General features: G+C 69.1%; 17 protein-coding genes. 4 read left to right on the top strand and 13 right to left on the bottom strand.

The window, feature by feature from the left end:
* Nucleotides 1–143: 143 nt before the first annotated feature.
* The 4 genes from ACGFYU_RS37470 to ACGFYU_RS37455 form a co-directional block, all read right to left on the bottom strand.
* Nucleotides 144–542, bottom strand: coding sequence for an FKBP-type peptidyl-prolyl cis-trans isomerase (locus ACGFYU_RS37470; RefSeq protein WP_393831777.1), 399 nt, complete (start codon nucleotides 540–542; stop codon nucleotides 144–146).
* Between the two features lie 31 nt (nucleotides 543–573).
* Nucleotides 574–1,512: an FKBP-type peptidyl-prolyl cis-trans isomerase gene (locus ACGFYU_RS37465; RefSeq protein ID WP_393831776.1), complete on the bottom strand. Its 939-nt coding sequence runs from the start codon at nucleotides 1,510–1,512 to the stop codon at nucleotides 574–576.
* 116 nt (nucleotides 1,513–1,628) lie between these two features.
* Nucleotides 1,629–2,990: a Pup--protein ligase gene (gene pafA, locus ACGFYU_RS37460; RefSeq protein WP_393831775.1), complete on the bottom strand. Its 1,362-nt coding sequence runs from the start codon at nucleotides 2,988–2,990 to the stop codon at nucleotides 1,629–1,631.
* 116 nt (nucleotides 2,991–3,106) lie between these two features.
* A complete protein-coding gene (locus ACGFYU_RS37455; RefSeq protein ID WP_393831774.1) occupies nucleotides 3,107–4,381 on the bottom strand; it encodes an MFS transporter in 1,275 nt (424 codons plus the stop codon).
* Nucleotides 4,382–4,516: 135 nt separating this feature from the next.
* Between ACGFYU_RS37455 and ACGFYU_RS37450 the strand changes: the two genes are divergently transcribed.
* Nucleotides 4,517–5,518: a LacI family DNA-binding transcriptional regulator gene (locus ACGFYU_RS37450; RefSeq protein WP_393831773.1), complete on the top strand. Its 1,002-nt coding sequence runs from the start codon at nucleotides 4,517–4,519 to the stop codon at nucleotides 5,516–5,518.
* Nucleotides 5,519–5,575: 57 nt separating this feature from the next.
* On the opposite strand, the gene prcA is transcribed toward ACGFYU_RS37450, so the two are convergent.
* The 6 genes from prcA to arc form a co-directional block, all read right to left on the bottom strand.
* A complete protein-coding gene (gene prcA / locus ACGFYU_RS37445) occupies nucleotides 5,576–6,340 on the bottom strand; it encodes a proteasome subunit alpha (RefSeq protein ID WP_393831772.1) in 765 nt (254 codons plus the stop codon).
* Between the two features lie 43 nt (nucleotides 6,341–6,383).
* Nucleotides 6,384–7,223 carry a proteasome subunit beta gene (gene prcB, locus ACGFYU_RS37440; RefSeq protein WP_393831771.1) on the bottom strand — a complete coding sequence of 280 codons (840 nt, stop codon included), beginning with the start codon at nucleotides 7,221–7,223 and terminating at the stop codon, nucleotides 6,384–6,386.
* On the bottom strand, nucleotides 7,175–7,750 hold the full coding sequence (locus ACGFYU_RS37435; protein ID WP_393831779.1) for an endonuclease VII domain-containing protein: 576 nt from the start codon (nucleotides 7,748–7,750) through the stop codon (nucleotides 7,175–7,177). The genes prcB and ACGFYU_RS37435 overlap by 49 nt, the downstream gene beginning before the upstream one ends.
* A 72-nt stretch (nucleotides 7,751–7,822) precedes the next feature.
* Nucleotides 7,823–8,035, bottom strand: a complete 213-nt coding sequence (locus tag ACGFYU_RS37430; RefSeq protein WP_030016348.1) for a ubiquitin-like protein Pup — start codon at nucleotides 8,033–8,035, stop codon at nucleotides 7,823–7,825.
* 185 nt (nucleotides 8,036–8,220) lie between these two features.
* Nucleotides 8,221–9,732, bottom strand: coding sequence for a depupylase/deamidase Dop (gene dop, locus ACGFYU_RS37425; protein WP_393831770.1), 1,512 nt, complete (start codon nucleotides 9,730–9,732; stop codon nucleotides 8,221–8,223).
* A gap of 266 nt (nucleotides 9,733–9,998) precedes the next feature.
* Nucleotides 9,999–11,765: a proteasome ATPase gene (gene arc / locus ACGFYU_RS37420; protein WP_393831769.1), complete on the bottom strand. Its 1,767-nt coding sequence runs from the start codon at nucleotides 11,763–11,765 to the stop codon at nucleotides 9,999–10,001.
* 264 nt (nucleotides 11,766–12,029) lie between these two features.
* On the opposite strand from arc, the gene ACGFYU_RS37415 reads away from it, so the two are divergent.
* A complete protein-coding gene (locus ACGFYU_RS37415) occupies nucleotides 12,030–12,350 on the top strand; it encodes a ferredoxin (RefSeq protein ID WP_393831768.1) in 321 nt (106 codons plus the stop codon).
* 4 nt (nucleotides 12,351–12,354) lie between these two features.
* On the opposite strand, the gene ACGFYU_RS37410 is transcribed toward ACGFYU_RS37415, so the two are convergent.
* The 3 genes from ACGFYU_RS37410 to ACGFYU_RS37400 all read right to left on the bottom strand — a co-directional run bounded on the left by ACGFYU_RS37410 (nucleotide 12,355) and on the right by ACGFYU_RS37400 (nucleotide 15,216).
* On the bottom strand, nucleotides 12,355–12,951 hold the full coding sequence (locus ACGFYU_RS37410; protein WP_393831767.1) for a hypothetical protein: 597 nt from the start codon (nucleotides 12,949–12,951) through the stop codon (nucleotides 12,355–12,357).
* Nucleotides 12,952–13,167: 216 nt separating this feature from the next.
* Nucleotides 13,168–14,064, bottom strand: a complete 897-nt coding sequence (locus tag ACGFYU_RS37405) for a tRNA (adenine-N1)-methyltransferase (protein WP_362596102.1) — start codon at nucleotides 14,062–14,064, stop codon at nucleotides 13,168–13,170.
* 18 nt (nucleotides 14,065–14,082) lie between these two features.
* Nucleotides 14,083–15,216: a site-2 protease family protein gene (locus tag ACGFYU_RS37400; protein WP_393831778.1), complete on the bottom strand. Its 1,134-nt coding sequence runs from the start codon at nucleotides 15,214–15,216 to the stop codon at nucleotides 14,083–14,085.
* A gap of 210 nt (nucleotides 15,217–15,426) precedes the next feature.
* On the opposite strand from ACGFYU_RS37400, the gene ACGFYU_RS37395 reads away from it, so the two are divergent.
* Both ACGFYU_RS37395 and ACGFYU_RS37390 read left to right on the top strand, forming a co-directional pair.
* A complete protein-coding gene (locus ACGFYU_RS37395) occupies nucleotides 15,427–16,338 on the top strand; it encodes a RecB family exonuclease (protein WP_393831766.1) in 912 nt (303 codons plus the stop codon).
* Nucleotides 16,339–16,402: 64 nt separating this feature from the next.
* A complete protein-coding gene (locus ACGFYU_RS37390; protein ID WP_393831765.1) occupies nucleotides 16,403–17,074 on the top strand; it encodes a response regulator in 672 nt (223 codons plus the stop codon).
* Nucleotides 17,075–17,205: the final 131 nt, after the last annotated feature.

The following is a 17,205-nucleotide window of genomic DNA, read 5'->3' as shown; positions in this document are numbered from 1 at the left end:
CCATGGGCAACCGCCTCCGCCGCCGGACCCCGCCTCGCCACCCACCCGCGTCCCCGTCCACCGGCCCGCCCGGGCCCCCCGGGCAAACGGCGGGGGCCCCCCCCGGGCGGGGGGGGGCCCCTCGGCCGATCGGGAAGCCCGGATCAGCGGCCGACCTTCATCAGGTCGCAGACGAAGATCAGCGTCTCGTCCGGGCCGATCGCGTCGCCCGCGCCACGGCTGCCGTAGGCGAGGTGGGCCGGGATCGTCAGCTTGCGGCGGCCGCCGACCTTCATGCCCTGGACACCCTGGTCCCAGCCGGCGATGACCTGGCCGACACCGAGCTGGAACTGGAGCGCGGAGCCGCGGTTCCAGGAAGCGTCGAACTCCTCACCGGTGGAGAAGGCCACGCCCACGTAGTGGACGGAGACCACGTCGCCGGCCTTGGCCTCGGCACCGTCGCCCAGCCAGATGTCCTCGATCACGAGGTCCGCGGGGGCCTCGCCCTCGGGGAAGTCGATTTCGGGCTTCTCGAGCTTGTCGCTCACGGAACTGCTCCTCATACGTACGAACTGGGGGACAACCGGGACAGTCTTACATCACCGCGAGGATGTCGAGACTGAAGACCAGCGTCGAGTTGGCCGGGATGGTCCCCTGCTCCTTGTCGCCGAAGCCCTGGTCCGGCGGGATGACCAGCAGGATGCGGCTGCCGACCTTCTTGCCGATCAGGCCGTCCTTCAGACCCTTGACCGAGAGCTGCGCCATCGGCCACGTGACCGTGGTGTCGCTGGTGTAGGTGCTCTCGAAGGTCTTGTCGTCCTTCCAGGTCTTGCCGTTGAACTTGACCACGACGCTGTCGGTGTCCTTCACCGCCGCGCCGTCGCCCTCCAGGACGTAGTTCGAGACCAGCTTGGACGGAGCGGCCACGTCCTTCGGGACGGCCACGGAGACTTCCTTGCCGTCCGTGTTCGTGCCGACCTTGGGCAGGTCCTTGTTGTCCTGCGCGACCTCCTTGCCCGTGGCCGAGGCCGGGACGGAGGTGCCCTTGACGATGTCCACGACGAAGACCAGCGTGGCGTTCGGCTTGATCTTGTCGCCCGAGCCCTGCTCGCCGTAGCCGAGGGCCGGCGGGATCACGAGCTCGACACGGCTGCCGACCTTCTGGCCCTCCAGGCCCTGGTCCCAGCCCTTGATGACCGCGCCGGCACCGATGGTGACGTCGAACGGCTTGCCCTTGCCGAAGCTCTGGTCGAACGGCTCCTTGCCGTCCCACACCTGGCCGAGGTAGTTGACCTGGGCGATGTCGCCCTTCTTCAGCGCCGGGCCGTTGCCCTCGCTGATCGTCACGACCTTCAGTTCCTTCGGCGGTTCGCCCTTGCCCTTCGACAGGGTGGGGGTCTCGTCGAACTTGGCGCCCTTGGTGATCGCGGGCACCCCGTTCTTCATCTGGGCGGAGTCGGAGCTGTCATCACCACACGCCGCTGTCGACAGCAGCAGAAGGGGTACGACCAGCAGGCCTGCAAGTCGGCGCACGTGTTCCTCAGATCTCAGACGGCAAGGCGGTCGCCGCCACTCTAAGGCGTAGCAAGGCCCCGTACGAGATACGTACGGGGCCCTGGCCAAGATCAGTGCGATGTCACACAGTGCACTTACATACCGGCGATCAGCTTCTCCACCCGGTCGTCCACCGACCGGAACGGGTCCTTGCACAGCACCGTCCGCTGCGCCTGGTCATTGAGCTTCAGGTGCACCCAGTCGACCGTGAAGTCCCGCCGCTGCTCCTGCGCCCGCCGGATGAAGTCCCCGCGCAGCCGCGCCCTCGTCGTCTGCGGAGGCACCGACTTGCCCTCGAAGATCTTGAGGTCGTTGCAGATCCGAGCCGCCTGCCCCTTGCGCTCCAGCAGGTAGTACAGCCCGCGCCGACGGTGGATGTCGTGGTAGGCGAGGTCTATCTGAGCCACCCGCGGATTCGACATCGTCATGTTGTGCTTGCCCCGGTACCGCTCGATCAGCTGGTACTTCATGACCCAGTCGATCTCGGTCCCGATCCGGTCCAGGTCCTCCTCCTCGATCGCGTCGAGGGTCCGGCCCCACAGCTCCAGCACCTGGTCCACCACACCGGTACGGATCCCCCGCCGCTCGGCGAAGTCCACCGCCTTGTCGTAGTACTCCCGCTGGATCTCCAGCGCCGACGCCTCCCGGCCGCTCGCCAGGCGCACCTTGCGCTGACCCGTGATGTCGTGGCTGACCTCGCGGATCGCCCGGATCGGGTTCTCCAGGGTCAGGTCCCGCATCACCGTCCCCGCCTCAATCATGCGCAGCACCAGGTCGGTGGCCCCGACCTTCAGCAGCATGGTCGTCTCCGACATGTTCGAGTCGCCGACGATCACGTGCAGACGCCGGTAGCGCTCCGCGTCCGCGTGCGGCTCGTCCCGCGTGTTGATGATCGGCCGCGAGCGCGTCGTGGCGGAGCTGACGCCCTCCCAGATGTGCTCGGCCCGCTGGCTCACGCAGTAGACCGCGCCCCGAGGAGTCTGGAGCACCTTGCCCGCGCCGCAGATCAGCTGCCGCGTCACAAGGAACGGAATGAGAATGTCCGCCAGGCGGGAGAATTCCCCGTGCCGGGCCACCAGGTAGTTCTCGTGGCAGCCGTACGAGTTGCCCGCCGAGTCGGTGTTGTTCTTGAAGAGATAGACGTCGCCCGCGATTCCCTCCTCGTGCAGGCGGCGTTCGGCGTCGACGAGCAGTCCTTCGAGAATGCGCTCGCCCGCCTTGTCGTGCGTGACCAGTTCGGTCACGTTGTCGCATTCGGGAGTTGCATATTCCGGATGCGAACCCACGTCGAGGTACAGGCGGGCGCCGTTCCGCAGGAAGACATTGCTGCTGCGGCCCCATGACACAACACGGCGGAAGAGGTAGCGCGCCACTTCGTCAGGAGACAGTCGGCGCTGTCCCCTGAACGTGCACGTGACGCCGTACTCGTTCTCCAGCCCGAAAATGCGGCGGTCCATGACTGAACATTACGCCTTCTGCCCCCTTCTGAAACCGGGTTCGAGAGCGCCGTTTCGATCAGTTTGGCGAACCGCACCGGCGCGACCCCGTACGGACCCGCCCACCGGCCCGCCGATCACCCCGCAGAAGGCACCTCGGACCCGACCCCGGACGACCCCTCCGACGCACCCCCTGACGCCCCCTCCGCCGAACCCGCCACCGCGCGGCTGCGGCCGGGAGTTGCCAACACCCGCTGAGTCACCGTCAGCACCAGCAGCGCCGCCGCCCCGGCCGCACCCGCCACCCCGAAGCCCGCCGCCGTACCGCCCAGCTCCACCGCCGGACCCGCCGCAGCCGTACCGATCGCCGCCCCCACCCCGAAGAACGTCACCAGCCACGAGAACGCCTCCGTCACCGTCCCCGCCGGCGCGTGCCGGTCCACGACGATGAACGCACACGCGATCGCCGGCGCCAGGAACACGCCCGCCAGCGCCGTCAGCCCCGCCATCGCCACCGGACCCGGCGTCAGCATCAACGGCAGATAGCACACCGCCAGCAACGCCACCAGCACCCGCAGCCGCCGCTCCGCCGCCCCCGTCCACCGCCGCGCCCCGTACGCCACACCGCCGATCAGCGCACCCAGACCCAAAGCCGCCATCAGCCAGCCGTACACCGCCTGGTTCCCGTGGTCATCCGCGTAGGCGACACCCGCCACCGTGATCGACCCCAACGCCGTCCCCACGAAGAAGAAGGCCCCCAGCAGCGCCAGCAGCCCCCGCGAGCGCAGCGCCCCCAGCCAGTGCGCCTCCCGCGGCTCCGAACGCCACCGCCTCGACGGCTCCGAGACCACCACCGACAGCGCGCCCAGCACCCCGATCGCGTTCAGCGCGAGCAGCGCACCGGCCGGGGACCACAACGCCACGAACAGCGTCACCAGCAGCGGGCCCACGGTGAACATGACCTCCTGGGCCACCGCGTCCATCGCGTACGCGGCGTGCACCCGCTCCTCCTTGCCACCCAGCACGCTCGGCCACAGCGCCCGCAGCCCGCCCTCCAGCGGCGGCGTGAACAGCCCCGCGACCACCACCGCGGCATACGCGGCCACCGCCGACCCGGTACCCGCCACGGCAAGCCACACCATCCCCAGCGCCGACACCAGCGCGGCCGGCAGCTGCACCCGCGGCTGCCCGTACAGGTCCACGGCGCGACCGAGCAACGGCTGCCCCACCGCGTTCGCCACCCCGTACGCGGCCGCCAGCGCCCCCGCGAGGCTGTAGCTGCCGCCCTCGGCCCGCGTGAAGAGCACGATCGCGATCGGCGCGGTGCCGTTGGGCAGCCGGCCTATGAGCGTGCCCACCAGCAGCCTCGCGGCGTGCCGGGTCCTGAGCAGCTCCGCGTAACCCGCGGCCATGTCCGCCCCCTTCTGCCCGGATCCCGCCGGGGTAATACGTATAACGTGACGGGTCATACGTACCATGGCCGCAGGTCACGGGTCCACCCCACCGACCGCCCCCACCCCGACGACCTCGCAGTTCAGGAGCACCGTGTGACGAGACCCACCAGCCGGGACGTGGCCACCGCCGCCGGGGTCTCCCAGGCCACCGTCTCCCTCGTCCTCGGCGACAAATGGCGCGGCCGCGTCTCCGAACGCACCGCCGGCCTCGTCCGCGAAGCCGCCACCCGGCTCGGCTACCGCCCCAACCTCGCCGCCCGCAACCTCCGCCTCGGCTCCACCCGCACCGCCCTGCTCGTCGTCCCCGCCCTCACCAACGAATTCTTCGCCCGCGTCTACACCGGCGCCGCCCGCGTCGCCGCCGAACACGGCTTCGGCGTCGTCCTCTACCCCTCCCCCGACGGCACCGGCCCCGCCCGCGACCCCTTCGCCTCCGCCCGCGCCGCCCTCGACGGAGTCATCGCCTCCTCCATGGCCGCCGACGCCCTCCACGCCATCGGCGGTGCCGACCTCCCCCTCGTCATGCTCGACAGCGACCCCACCGCCGACACCGCCGCCGCCCACGTCAACCTCGCCATGGCCGACGGCATGCGCCAAGTCACCGAACACCTCCTCACCCTCGGCCACCGCAACTTCCTCCACCTCGCCTCCGCCGTCGACTCCTGGACCTTCGAAGTCCGTGCCAAGACCCTGGCCGTCCTCCTCGGACCCGACACCCAGCTGCGCACCGTACGGGCCCCCCTCAGCGTGAACGGCGCCCGTACGGCCATGGAGACCGCCCTGGCCGCCCCCGGGCCCCGCCCCACCGCCATCGTCTGCGACGACGACATCCTCGCCGCCGGCGCCTGCAAAGCCGCCCGCCGCCTCGGCCTGCACGTCCCCGACGACCTCTCCGTCACCGGCTTCGACGACCTCGCCCTCGCCACCGCCGTCGAACCCGAACTCACCACCGTCCGCCTCCCCGCCGAAACCGTCGGCGAACAGGGCATGACCGCCCTCCTCGCCGTCCTCGACGGCACCACCTGGACCGCCCCCGACATCCCCGTCCACCTCGTCACCCGCGACTCCTCGGGCCCCGCCCCCACCACCCGCTGAAACGACGAAGCCCCGGCCCACCGAAAACGGCGGACTGGGGCCATCGCTGAACTGCTTCTACTCGGCGTCGTCCTCCGGCGCCTCGTCGTTCGACACGGCATCCGCCTGCGCCGCAGCCGGAACCTCCGCCTCCAGCAGCCGCGCCAGCTGCCGGCCGCGGATCCGCTTGAACTTCCGCTGCTGCGACCGCGTCCGGTCCAGCACCGCCACCTCCAGCCGCTCGGCCGGAATCGTCTTGTCCGCACCGTTCGCCTGGCTCGACAGCGCCTGCACCGCCAGCTTCAGCGCATCGGGGAGGGTCATCCCGTCCTGATGACGCTGATCGAGGAAGGTGCTGATCTGCTCGGCGTTACCACCGACCGCGACCGAACCGTGCTCGTCCACGATCGACCCGTCGTGCGGAAGCCGGTAGATCTGGTCACCGGCAGCCGTCGCCCCGACCTCGGCGACGACCAGCTCCACCTCGTACGGCTTCTCACCGGCACTCGAAAAGATCGTGCCGAGCGTCTGCGCGTACACGTTCGCCAGCCCACGGGCCGTCACATCGTCACGGTCGTAGGTGTATCCGCGCAGATCGGCATAGCGCACACCGCCGATCCGCAGGTTCTCGTACTCGTTGTACTTGCCGGCGGCCGCGAAGCCGATCCGGTCGTAGATCTCGCTGAACTTGTGCAGCGCGCGGGACGGGTTCTCGCCGACAAACACGATGCCGTCGGCGTACTGCAGCACGACAAGGCTGCGACCGCGGGCGATGCCCTTCCGGGCGTATTCCGCCCGGTCGGCCATGGCCTGCTGGGGTGACACATAGAACGGAGTCGACACCGGTTATCCGTCCCTTTCTTCTGGGCGACGAGACGAGGAGTGGTCAGAGCAGGGCGGCGCGCGGCCCGTCGGGCTGCTCGAGCCGCCGGTCGGTGACCGAACGGGCCAGAGCCTGCGACTCGTCCTCGGTCAGCCTGCGGAAGCCCTCGTCGGTGATGACGGTGACGATGGGATAGATGTGGCGGTACAGGTCCGGACCGCCGGTCGCCGAGTCGTCGTCGGCGGCGTCGTACAGCGCCTGCACGACCAGCGTGGTGGCCTGCTCCTCCGTCAGGTCCGGGCGGAACAGCTTCTTCATGGATCCGCGCGCGAAGATCGAACCGGACCCGGTGGCGGCGTAACCGTGCTCCTCGGAGCGGCCGCCGGTCACGTCGTAGGAGAAGATCCGGCCCTTCTCCTTGGCCTCGTCGTACCCGGCGAAGAGCGGTACGACGGCCAGCCCCTGCATCGCCATGCCCAGATTGCTCCGGATCATGGTGGACAGCCGGTTGGCCTTGCCCTCCAGGGAGAGGGTGGTCCCCTCCACCTTCTCGAAGTGCTCCAGCTCCAGCTGGAACAGCTTGACCATCTCCACGGCCAGGCCGGCCGTACCGGCGATGCCGACCGCGGAGTACTCGTCGGCCGGGAACACCTTCTCGATGTCCCGCTGCGCGATCATGTTCCCCATGGTCGCCCGCCGGTCACCGGCGAGCACGACCCCTCCGGGGAAGGTGGCGGCGACGATGGTCGTCCCGTGCGGCGCCTCGACGATCCCCTCGGGCAGCTTCCGGTTCCCCGGCAGCATCTCGGGCGCGTGCGCGCCCAGGAAGTCCATGAAGGACGACGACCCCGGCGTCAGGAAGGCTGCCGGTAGACGCCCTGTGCTACGAGTGTTGGGTTCCACAGGTTTCCTTCCACGTAAGCGGCTGCACGTCGCATGACGTCCGGCCGATCCTTGAGCTGCCCCAGTGCTGCGTTACAGCTGAAGCACAGTACGCCTCGGACCTTACCCGTCTGATGATCGTGATCAACGTGCTCGGCCGGGGCATCCTGGCAGAGCAGGCAGACCCCGCCCTGAGCCGCGATCATGTCATCACGCTCGGCTTCGGTAATGCCGTAATGGCGCTTGAAGTACGAGGCACGGTTCCGCTGTGCCCGGCACTCTCGGCAGTAGCTGGCCCAACCGTCGGAACTGGTCTTGTTCCGCTCCCACTCCGAATGCGGCTTGATCTCCCCGCACTGGGGACATCTCTTGTGGCCAGCCGGCACGGGCACCTTCGCCCTCACCGTCTGCCCCTTCGCTTCTTGGCGCTGCTTGTAGTGCTCAGCCTGGCATTCGCGGCAGTACGCCTGAAGGCCATCCCGCATCGAGCGATTGCTCGCGAAGGCCTCGCAGGATTGAACACGCTTGCATCGCGAGCAACGCTTCATGCCCTCAGGCGCCACCTCGGCCACCCCGCCCCCCGCACCTTCGATTCGAAGGTCAAATGGCCTCAATAGCCCTTACTGGCCACCCTTTTGCACGAACGACCTCACGAAATCCTCGGCGTTCTCCTCCAAGACGTCGTCGATTTCGTCGAGTACGGAGTCGACGTCGTCGGAGAGCTTCTCCTGCCGCTCCTTGAGGTCGGTCGATTCCTCGACCGCCGCCTCCTCGACCTCCTCGGTCGAGCGCGTCGCCTTCTGCTGTCCGCCGCCGGTGTCCTTGGTCGCCATGTCTACCTCACCCCGCTCGGTTCGCACGCTCATGTCGAGAGACCCCGGGATTCGGGATCTCTCAAGATCAGACCCTACGTCGGACCCTACAAGGAGGATCCGACATTCGTCCCCGCACTTTCATTAACGTCCGGTCTTTCTCATGATTCCCGGACCGGGGCCTTTTCAGGCCCCGCAGGCGCCGCTCACTGGCCGGAAAGCACCCGCACCAGGTCCTCCGCCGTGCGGCAGCGGTCCAGGAGCTCCTTGACGTGGTTCCGGGTCCCCCGCAGGGGTTCCAGGGTCGGGACCCGCTGCAAGGAATCCCGGCCCGGGAGGTCGAAGATCACCGAGTCCCAGGAGGCCGCCGCGACGTCGTCCGCGTACTGCTCCAGGCAGCGGCCCCGGAAGTACGCCCGGGTGTCCTCCGGCGGCTTGCTGGCCGCCCGTTCCACCGCCGGCTCCTCCACCAGCCGCTTCATCTTGCCGCGGGCCACCAGGCGGTTGTACAGGCCCTTCTCGGGCCGTACGTCCGAGTACTGGAGGTCCACCAGGTGCAGCCGCGCCGCGTCCCAGCCCAGCCCGTCCCGGCGCCGGTAGCCCTCCAGGATCTCCCGCTTGGCGATCCAGTCCAGCTCCCCCGACAGGCTCATGGGGTCGCTCTCCAGCCGGCCCAGCACGTCCTCCCAGCGGGCCAGCACATCCTTGGTCTGCTCGTCCGCGTCGGAACCGAAACGCTCCTCCACGTACTTCCTGGCCAGCTCGAAGTACTCCATCTGGAGTTGTACGGCGGTCAGCGTCCGCCCGCTGCGCAGCGTGATCAGGTGCTTCAGGTCGGGGTCGTGGGAGACCTGGTGGAGGGTGCGTACGGGCTGGTCGACAGCCAGGTCGACACTGATGAACTGGTCTTCGATCATGCCGAGCACCAGTGCCGTCGTGCCGAGCTTGAGGTAGGTGGAGATCTCGGACAGGTTCGCGTCGCCGATGATCACGTGCAGGCGGCGGTACTTCTCGGCGTCCGAGTGCGGTTCGTCCCGGGTGTTGATGATGGGCCGCTTCAGGGTGGTCTCCAGGCCGACCTCGACCTCGAAGTAGTCCGCGCGCTGGCTGATCTGGAAGCCGTGCTCGCGGCCGTCCTGGCCGATGCCGACGCGCCCCGCGCCCGTCACGACCTGGCGGGAGACGAAGAAGGGGGTCAGGTGGCGGACGATCTCCGAGAAGGGGGTCTCCCGCTTCATCAGGTAGTTCTCGTGCGTGCCGTAGGAGGCGCCCTTGTTGTCGGTGTTGTTCTTGTAGAGGTGGATCGGCTGGGCGCCGGGGAGCTGGGCCGCCCTGACGGCCGCCTCCGCCATGATCCGTTCGCCGGCCTTGTCCCAGAGCACGGCGTCGAGGGGATTGGTGATCTCCGGCGAGCTGTACTCGGGGTGTGCGTGGTCGACGTAGAGCCGTGCGCCGTTCGTGAGGATGACGTTGGCGAGGCCGATGTCCTCGTCGGTGAGCTGGCTGTTGTCGGCGGCCTCGCGGGCGAGGTCGAAGCCGCGGGCGTCCCGCAGCGGATTCTCCTCCTCGAAGTCCCAGCGGGCGCGTCGCGCCCGGTGCATCGCCGCCGCGTAGGCGTTGACGATCTGGGACGAGGTGAGCATGGCATTGGCGTTCGGGTGCCCCGGAACGGAGATCCCGTACTCCGTCTCGATCCCCATTACTCGCCGTACGGTCATGCGGCCCTCCTTGCCCGGCGGCGCCCCCTTCGGGAGCGGCGCTCAAGTACCGCTGGTGCTCCGGTGCGCGTGCCTGTGCCTGTTCCTGTGCGGTGCCCGTCCCCGCACTGCGCGTCCGGCGGCGGTACGGAAGAGCCTAGAACCACTTCGCGCTCGTGGGGAGATCATTTCCGTCATTGAATTCGCCTCGTCATCGGCCGAAAAGCGGCCGGTAAAGCAGTCGGCTGCGGATGCCCTTGGAGGGCATCCGCAGCCGCTCCGCTTCGTCAGAGGTACTGACCGGTGTTTGCCACCGTGTCGATGGAGCGTCCGGTGTCCGCGCCTTGCTTTCCGGTGACGAGGGTGCGGATGAATACGATCCGCTCGCCCTTCTTTCCGGAGATTCGGGCCCAGTCGTCCGGGTTGGTGGTGTTGGGCAGGTCCTCGTTCTCCTTGAACTCGTCCACGCATGCCTGGAGGAGGTGGGAGACCCGGAGGCCCTTCTGGTTGTGCTCGAGGAAGGCCTTGATCGCCATCTTCTTCGCACGGTCCACGATGTTCTGGATCATCGCGCCCGAGTTGAAGTCCTTGAAGTAGAGGACTTCCTTGTCGCCGTTGGCGTACGTGACCTCGAGGAAGCGGTTCTCCTCGGTTTCGGCGTACATCTGCTCGACGACGGTCTGGATCATGCTGTGGACGGTGCCGGCCGTGGAGCCCTGGTGTTCGGACAGGTCGTCCGCGTGCAGGGGCAGCGAGGCCTTGAGGTACTTCGCGAAGATGTCCTTCGCGGCCTCCGCGTCCGGGCGCTCGATCTTGATCTTCACGTCGAGGCGGCCGGGGCGCAGGATGGCCGGGTCGATCATGTCCTCGCGGTTGGAGGCGCCGATGACGATGACGTTCTCCAGGCCTTCCACGCCGTCGATCTCGGCGAGCAGCTGGGGGACGATGGTGTTCTCCACGTCCGAGCTGACGCCGGATCCGCGGGTGCGGAAGAGGGACTCCATCTCGTCGAAGAAGACGATGACGGGGGTGCCCTCGCTCGCCTTTTCGCGGGCACGCTGGAAGACGAGGCGGATGTGCCGCTCGGTCTCGCCGACGTACTTGTTGAGGAGTTCGGGTCCCTTGATGTTCAGGAAGTACGACTTCCCGGCTGCCTGTCCGGTCACTTCTGCGACCTTCTTGGCAAGGGAGTTGGCGACGGCCTTGGCGATGAGCGTCTTGCCGCAGCCGGGCGGGCCGTAGAGCAGGATGCCCTTCGGGGGCCGCAGTTCGTGTTCTTTGAAGAGGTCGGGGTAGAGGTACGGGAGCTCGACCGCGTCGCGGATCAGCTCGATCTGGTCGCCCAGGCCGCCGATCTTGTCGTAGTCGATGTCGGGGACCTCTTCGAGGACGAGGTCTTCGACCTCGCTCTTGGGGACGACCTCGTAGACGTAGCCGGAGCGGGGTTCGAGCAGGAGGGCGTCGCCGGGGCGGATGGTGATGTCCAGGAGCGGCTCGGCGAGCCTCACCACCCTTTCCTCGTCGGTGTGCCCGACCACCAGGGCGCGCTCGCCGTCCTCGAGGATCTCCTTGAGGGTGACGATGTCCCCGGCCCGCTCGAATTCCATGGCCTCGACCACGTTGAGGGCCTCGTTGAGCATGACCTCCTGGCCGCGCCGGAGGTCTTCCGGGTCGACGCTGGGGCTGACGTTCACGCGGAGCTTTCGGCCTCCGGTGAAGATGTCGACGGTGCCGTCCTCGTTCGCCTGAAGGAAGACACCGAAGCCGGCCGGCGGCTGTGCGAGCCGGTCGACTTCTTCCTTGAGGGCCACGATCTGGTCGCGGGCCTCACGGAGGGTATTCGCCAGTCGTTCGTTCTGCGCGGAGACGCCTGCCAGATTTGTCTGGAGCTCGACGATCCGCTCTTCGAGAATCCTCGTGTGTCGCGGAGAGTCGGCGAGCTTGCGTCGCAGGACGGCGATTTCCTGCTCGAGATAGGCAACCTGGCCGGCGGGGTCCTCAGACCCTCGCCCGGGCCGGATGCCGCGGTTGATGTCGTCGTCGTGGGCTGCCACGGTCCTCACCTCCTCCAAGGGGAGCTGGACGCTTCCTGACCCTACCTGGGCTGGTGGTGATTGAAACCCCTAGATCACAAAGACGGTAGAGGTGTGTCCGATCTTCACCCTTGCGTACTCCCTCGTGCCAAGGAAATACCCACCCATCAACATCGGAAAGCGGCCGGTTGTAAGGTCGAACTGTTCAACACCCGCCAGGGCTCGTGCGACTTGCTTCGAGTTGTGACCGGGATGGATCACTCAGAGCAGGGAACGGCAGGAGATATGACCGTGCAGCAGGAGGCTCCCACGGCCGGCGTGAGCGACGCTGGAGAGCCGCTCGAGGTCTGGATCGACCAGGACCTCTGCACCGGGGACGGCATCTGCGCGCAGTACGCGCCGGAGGTGTTCGAGCTGGACATCGATGGTCTGGCGTACGTGAAGAGCGCCGACGACGAGCTTCTCCAGGCGGCGGGGGCGACCACTCCGGTTCCGCTGCCGCTACTGCAGGACGTGGTCGACTCGGCGAAGGAATGCCCGGGTGACTGCATCCACGTAAGGCGCGTTTCGGACGGGGTGGAGGTGTACGGCCCGGACGCGGAGTGACGGTTCAAACACTCGCGGCGGCCGAGTCCGTCAGCTCCTGGCGGAATTTTCCGCCGCTCCAGCGCCACTTGGCGAGCTGTTTCACGTCGGGGTCGTAGCGCGGGACCTCGGGCGAGGAGTAGCCGAGGAGGCGTGCGGTGACGGTTCCGTCGCGCACGGTGAGGTCGGTGGCGGTCTGTCGCCGGGTGGCGTCGAGCAGGGTGGCCACGACGCGCGGGGAGCCCTCGGTGCGGTCCTGGGTGAGGACGTAGATCGCGTGGGGCGGGGTGCCCGAGCCGGCGGCGCAGCGGACGGCGGCCACGGTCTCGGGGCGGCCGTCGCCGTCGAGGTCGCCCTGGGCGGTGGCGGTGACGGTCTGTGGGGCGCCCTTGCAGTCGAGCGGGTAGGTGACCGCGGCGGCGTCGGGGGCGGCGGCCTGGGGGCCGTTCGTGCCGGAGGGGTCCGCCGGGGTCGCGGGGGTGCCGGTGGCCGGCTGGACGAGTCCCGCGGCCGCTATGACGGCGGCCATGGCGGTGGCCGTGGCGAGCCAGTGCACGGTTCTGGTGCGGTTGTGCGCCAGGGTTTCCAGTGTCGGCGTCAGCTCGGCGGGGCTGTGCAGCACGCGGGGTGTCTCCTGTGCGAAGGGTGACGGGGAGCCAGCATCGTGCCATATCGCTCCGCTGGGTGGAACGGCTGGGTCCGGGGGCTGGGCGGGCCGGTGCGGTGCGTGCGCCGGGTGGTGCCCGTGCCGTACAACGCAAAGGCGCCGTGCCGCAGTTCCCGGACGTGCTCCGGGAACTGCGGCACGGCGCCGTGTTGTTCGACTGCCGGGGAGGTGCTACGCGGACCGGTCGCTGCCGGGGCCTTCGTAGTCCTCGCCGTAGGCGCCCTTGGCGGGGCGGCGGCGGCGCATCGGGGGCTCGACGCCGTCGGCGAGGCGGCGGGCGGTGACGAGGAAGCCGGTGTGGCCGATCATGCGGTGGTCCGGGCGGACGGCGAGCCCTTCGACGTGCCAGTTGCGGATCATCGATTCCCACGGCTGCGGTTCGGCGAAGCAGCCGATCTCGCGGATGGATTCGACGGTCTTGGACAGCTGGGTGGTGGTCGCCACATAGCAGCAGAGGATGCCGCCGGGGACGAGGGCCTTGGAGACGGCCTCCAGGCACTCCCAGGGGGCGAGCATGTCGAGGATCACGCGGTCGACGTCGGTGTCGGACAGGTTGTCCTGGAGGTCGCCGACGGTCAGCTGCCACGCGGGGTGGGGGCCGCCGAAGTAGCGCTCGACGTTGGCGGTGGCGATCTCGGCGAAGTCCGCGCGGCGCTCGTAGCTGTGGAGCATGCCCTGGTCGCCGATGGCGCGCAGCAGGAAGCTGCTCAGGGAGCCGGAGCCCACACCTGCTTCCACGACGCGGGCGCCGGGGAAGATGTCGGCGAAGGCCAGGATCTGGCCCGCGTCCTTGGGGTAGACCACGGCGGCACCGCGGGGCATGGACAGGACATAGTCGGGGAGCAGGGGGCGCAGCGCGAGGTACGCGACGTTGCCCGTGGTGCGGACAACGCTGCCTTCGGGGGCACCGATCAGCTCGTCGTGGGGGAAGGAACCCTTGTGGGTGTGGAAATTCTTCCCGGCTTCGAGCGTGAACGTGTAGTGGCGGCCCTTGGGGTCGGTGAGCTGAACCTGATCCCCGACCTCGAAGGGCCCGCGTCGGCGGGCGGCACCGGTCGGTTCGGACATGTGACCAGTGTATTGGCTTCAGGACTGGGGCCGTGCCATGGCCTTCACGAAGGCCCTTTCGACGTCTTGGGTGGAGAGGACGCCGTAGATCTCGCCGGTGGGTTCGAGGACGAGGTATTCGGTGGCGGGGGCGGCGCGGAGGTGGTCGAGGAGTTCTTCGCCGGTGAGTTCCGCGGAAACCTTCATGCCGTCGGTGAGGTCCTGGGCGACGGTGCTGACGGCGACCCAGGGGCGGCGGTGTTCGGGGACGGCCACGATGGCGGCTTCGCGGGCGATGGCGGTGGGGTCTCCGTGGCCGTCGACGACGATGAGGGCGCGGGCTCCGGCTTCGGTGGCACGGCGCAGGGCCTCGGAGAGGGGGGTGGCGTTCTCGACGGGGATGGCGCGCCGGGTGAGGGTGCGGGCGCGGAGTTCGGGGAGGTGTTCGCGCAGGCGGGCCATGCGCAGGCTGTTGCCGGCGCCGGTCCAGATGATCGCGGCGAGAATGGCGGCGAGCAGGGCGTCCATGACGGTGTCCATGCCGCCGATGTCGCCGGTGCGGTTGCCGAGGGTCCCGGTGTGGGTGAGCAGGGGCAGGCCGAGGAGGACGGTGACGGCGAGGGCGCGCCCGATCCAGGCGGCGGCGACGGTGCCGGTCATGGGTTTGCCGGTGATGCCCCAGATGACGGCGCGGAGCATGCGGCCGCCGTCGAGCGGGAGGCCGGGGAGCAGGTTGAAGGCGGCGACGAGCAGGTTGGAGATCATCAGGCCGGCGAGGAGGACGCCGGGGACGGTGGCGGGGTCGACGGCTTTCATGCCGAGGTAGAAGGCTCCGGCGAGGAGGAGGGAGAGCAGGGGGCCGACGAAGGCGAGGACGAATTCGCGGCCGGGGGTCTCGGATTCCTTCTCGATCTCGGAGACTCCGCCGAAGAACTGGAGCTGGATGCGGCGCACGGGGAGTTTGAAGCGGAGGGCGGCGATGGTGTGCGCGAGTTCGTGGACGAGGACGGAGGCGTAGAAGGCGACGGCGAAGAAGAGGGAGACGAGGTAGCGGACTGGACCGAGGTCGGGCAGGACGCGGTCGAGCTGGTCGCCGAAGACCCAGGTGATGAGGGCGGCGACGAGGAACCAGCTGGGCGAGACGTAGACGGGCACGCCGAAGGGGCGGCCCATGAGGAGTCCGCCGCCCGGTCCGGAGCGCCGGCCTGCGCGCTCGCCGGTTTCGTCGGTGTCTGCCACGGCTGTCCTTCGTTCGGTGCTTCTGGTTGTGGTGTGGTTCGTGGGGTGCTGTCGCGGGTTGTGATGCTTCGATCATGCAGTGCGAGGGGGCTCGGCGTCGATGGTATGCGCGTGCTGTCGGTGGTGGGTCGTAGGGTTTTGTGCATGACGACGAGCCCCGGTGACGGTCCGGCCGATGCGGCGCCCAGTGCCGCACGGCCTTCTTCGCTCTCCCCTTCTCGGGCGAGCGATTTCATGCAGTGCCCGCTGCTGTACCGGTTCCGGGTGATCGACAAGCTGCCGGAGAAGCCCAGTGCGGCGGCCACGCGGGGGACGCTGGTGCATGCGGTGCTGGAGCGGCTCTTCGACCATCCGGCGCAGGAGCGGACGGCGCCGCGGGCCAAGGAGCTGATCCCGGGGCAGTGGGACCGGTTGCTGGAGGCGCGGCCGGAGCTGACGGACCTGTTCCCGTCGGGGGACGAGGGGGCGGGGCTGGCGCGGTGGCTGACGGAGGCCGAGGCGCTGGTGGAGCGCTGGTTCACGTTGGAGGACCCGACGCGGCTGGAGCCGGTGGAGCGGGAGTTCTTCGTGGAGACGGAGCTGGAGTCGGGGCTGCGGTTGCGCGGGATCATCGACCGGGTGGATGTGGCGCCGACGGGTGAGGTGCGGATCGTCGACTACAAGACGGGGAAGGCGCCGCGGCCGGAGTATGCGGAGGGTGCGCTGTTCCAGATGAAGTTCTACGCGCTGGTGGTGTGGCGGCTGAAGCAGGTGGTGCCGCGGCGGCTGCAGCTGGTGTATCTGGGCAGTGGGGACGTGTTGACGTACGACCCGGTGGTCGCGGATCTGGAGCGGGTGGAGCGCAAGCTGCTGGCGTTGTGGGAGGCGATCCGGGAGGCGACGGAGACGGGCGAGTGGCGGCCGCGGCCGACGAAGCTGTGCGGCTGGTGTGATCATCAGGCGGTGTGTCCGGAGTTCGGGGGGACTCCCCCGCCCTACCCGCTGGTGATCTCCCCCGGCTACCGCCGGGAGGTGCCCCCAGCCCGTCCGGGGGCGGTCGGCCCGGCGGATTCGTGATCGGCGGGCCAGGGCAGAATGGGCGGCGTCCGCCGAAGCCGTCCGACGAATAGAGGTAGACCCCGTGGCGATCCGCGTCCTGCTGGTCGACGACCAGCCACTGCTGCGCACGGGCTTCCGGATGATCCTGGAGGCCGAACAGGACCTGGCGGTGGTCGGGGAGGCCGGGGACGGGCTTCAGGCGCTTGACCAGGTGCGGGCGCTGCAGCCCGACGTGGTGCTGATGGACATCCGGATGCCGCGGATGGACGGGGTGGAGGCGACTCGCCAGATCACCGGTCCGGGGCGGGACGGGCCGGCGAAGGTGCTGGTGCTGACCACGTTCGATCTGGACGAGTACGTGGTGGAGGCGCTGCGGGCGGGGGCGAGCGGGTTCCTGCTGAAGGACGCTCCGGCCAATGAGCTGGTGCAGGCGATCCGGGTGGTGGCGGCGGGTGAGGCGATGCTCGCGCCGAGCATCACGCGGCGGCTGCTGGACAAGTACGCGGGGCACCTGCCGTCGGGTGAGGACGCGGTTCCGGACACGCTGGGGACGCTGACCGAGCGGGAGGTCGAGGTGCTGAAGCTGGTGGCCCGGGGCCTGTCGAACGCGGAGATCGCGGCGGACCTGTTCGTGAGCGAGACGACGGTGAAGACGCACGTGGGGCACGTGCTGACGAAGCTGAGCCTGCGCGACCGCGTGCAGGCGGCGGTGTACGCGTACGAGAGCGGCCTGGTGCGCCCGGGCGCCCAGTAGCGGGTCGGATTGCGGGAAGGGGCCGGGGGGGGGCGGGGGGGGGCCCCGCCCCCCCCCCCCCCCCCCCCGGGGGGCCGGCCCGGGGGGGGGCACCACACCCGAACACGCGCGGGGGGGGCCCGGGGCACCCG

This window comes from Streptomyces sp. NPDC048337, assembly GCF_043201175.1.
Lineage (GTDB): Bacteria > Actinomycetota > Actinomycetes > Streptomycetales > Streptomycetaceae > Streptomyces.
This window is presented reverse-complemented; position numbering and strand designations above follow the sequence as displayed.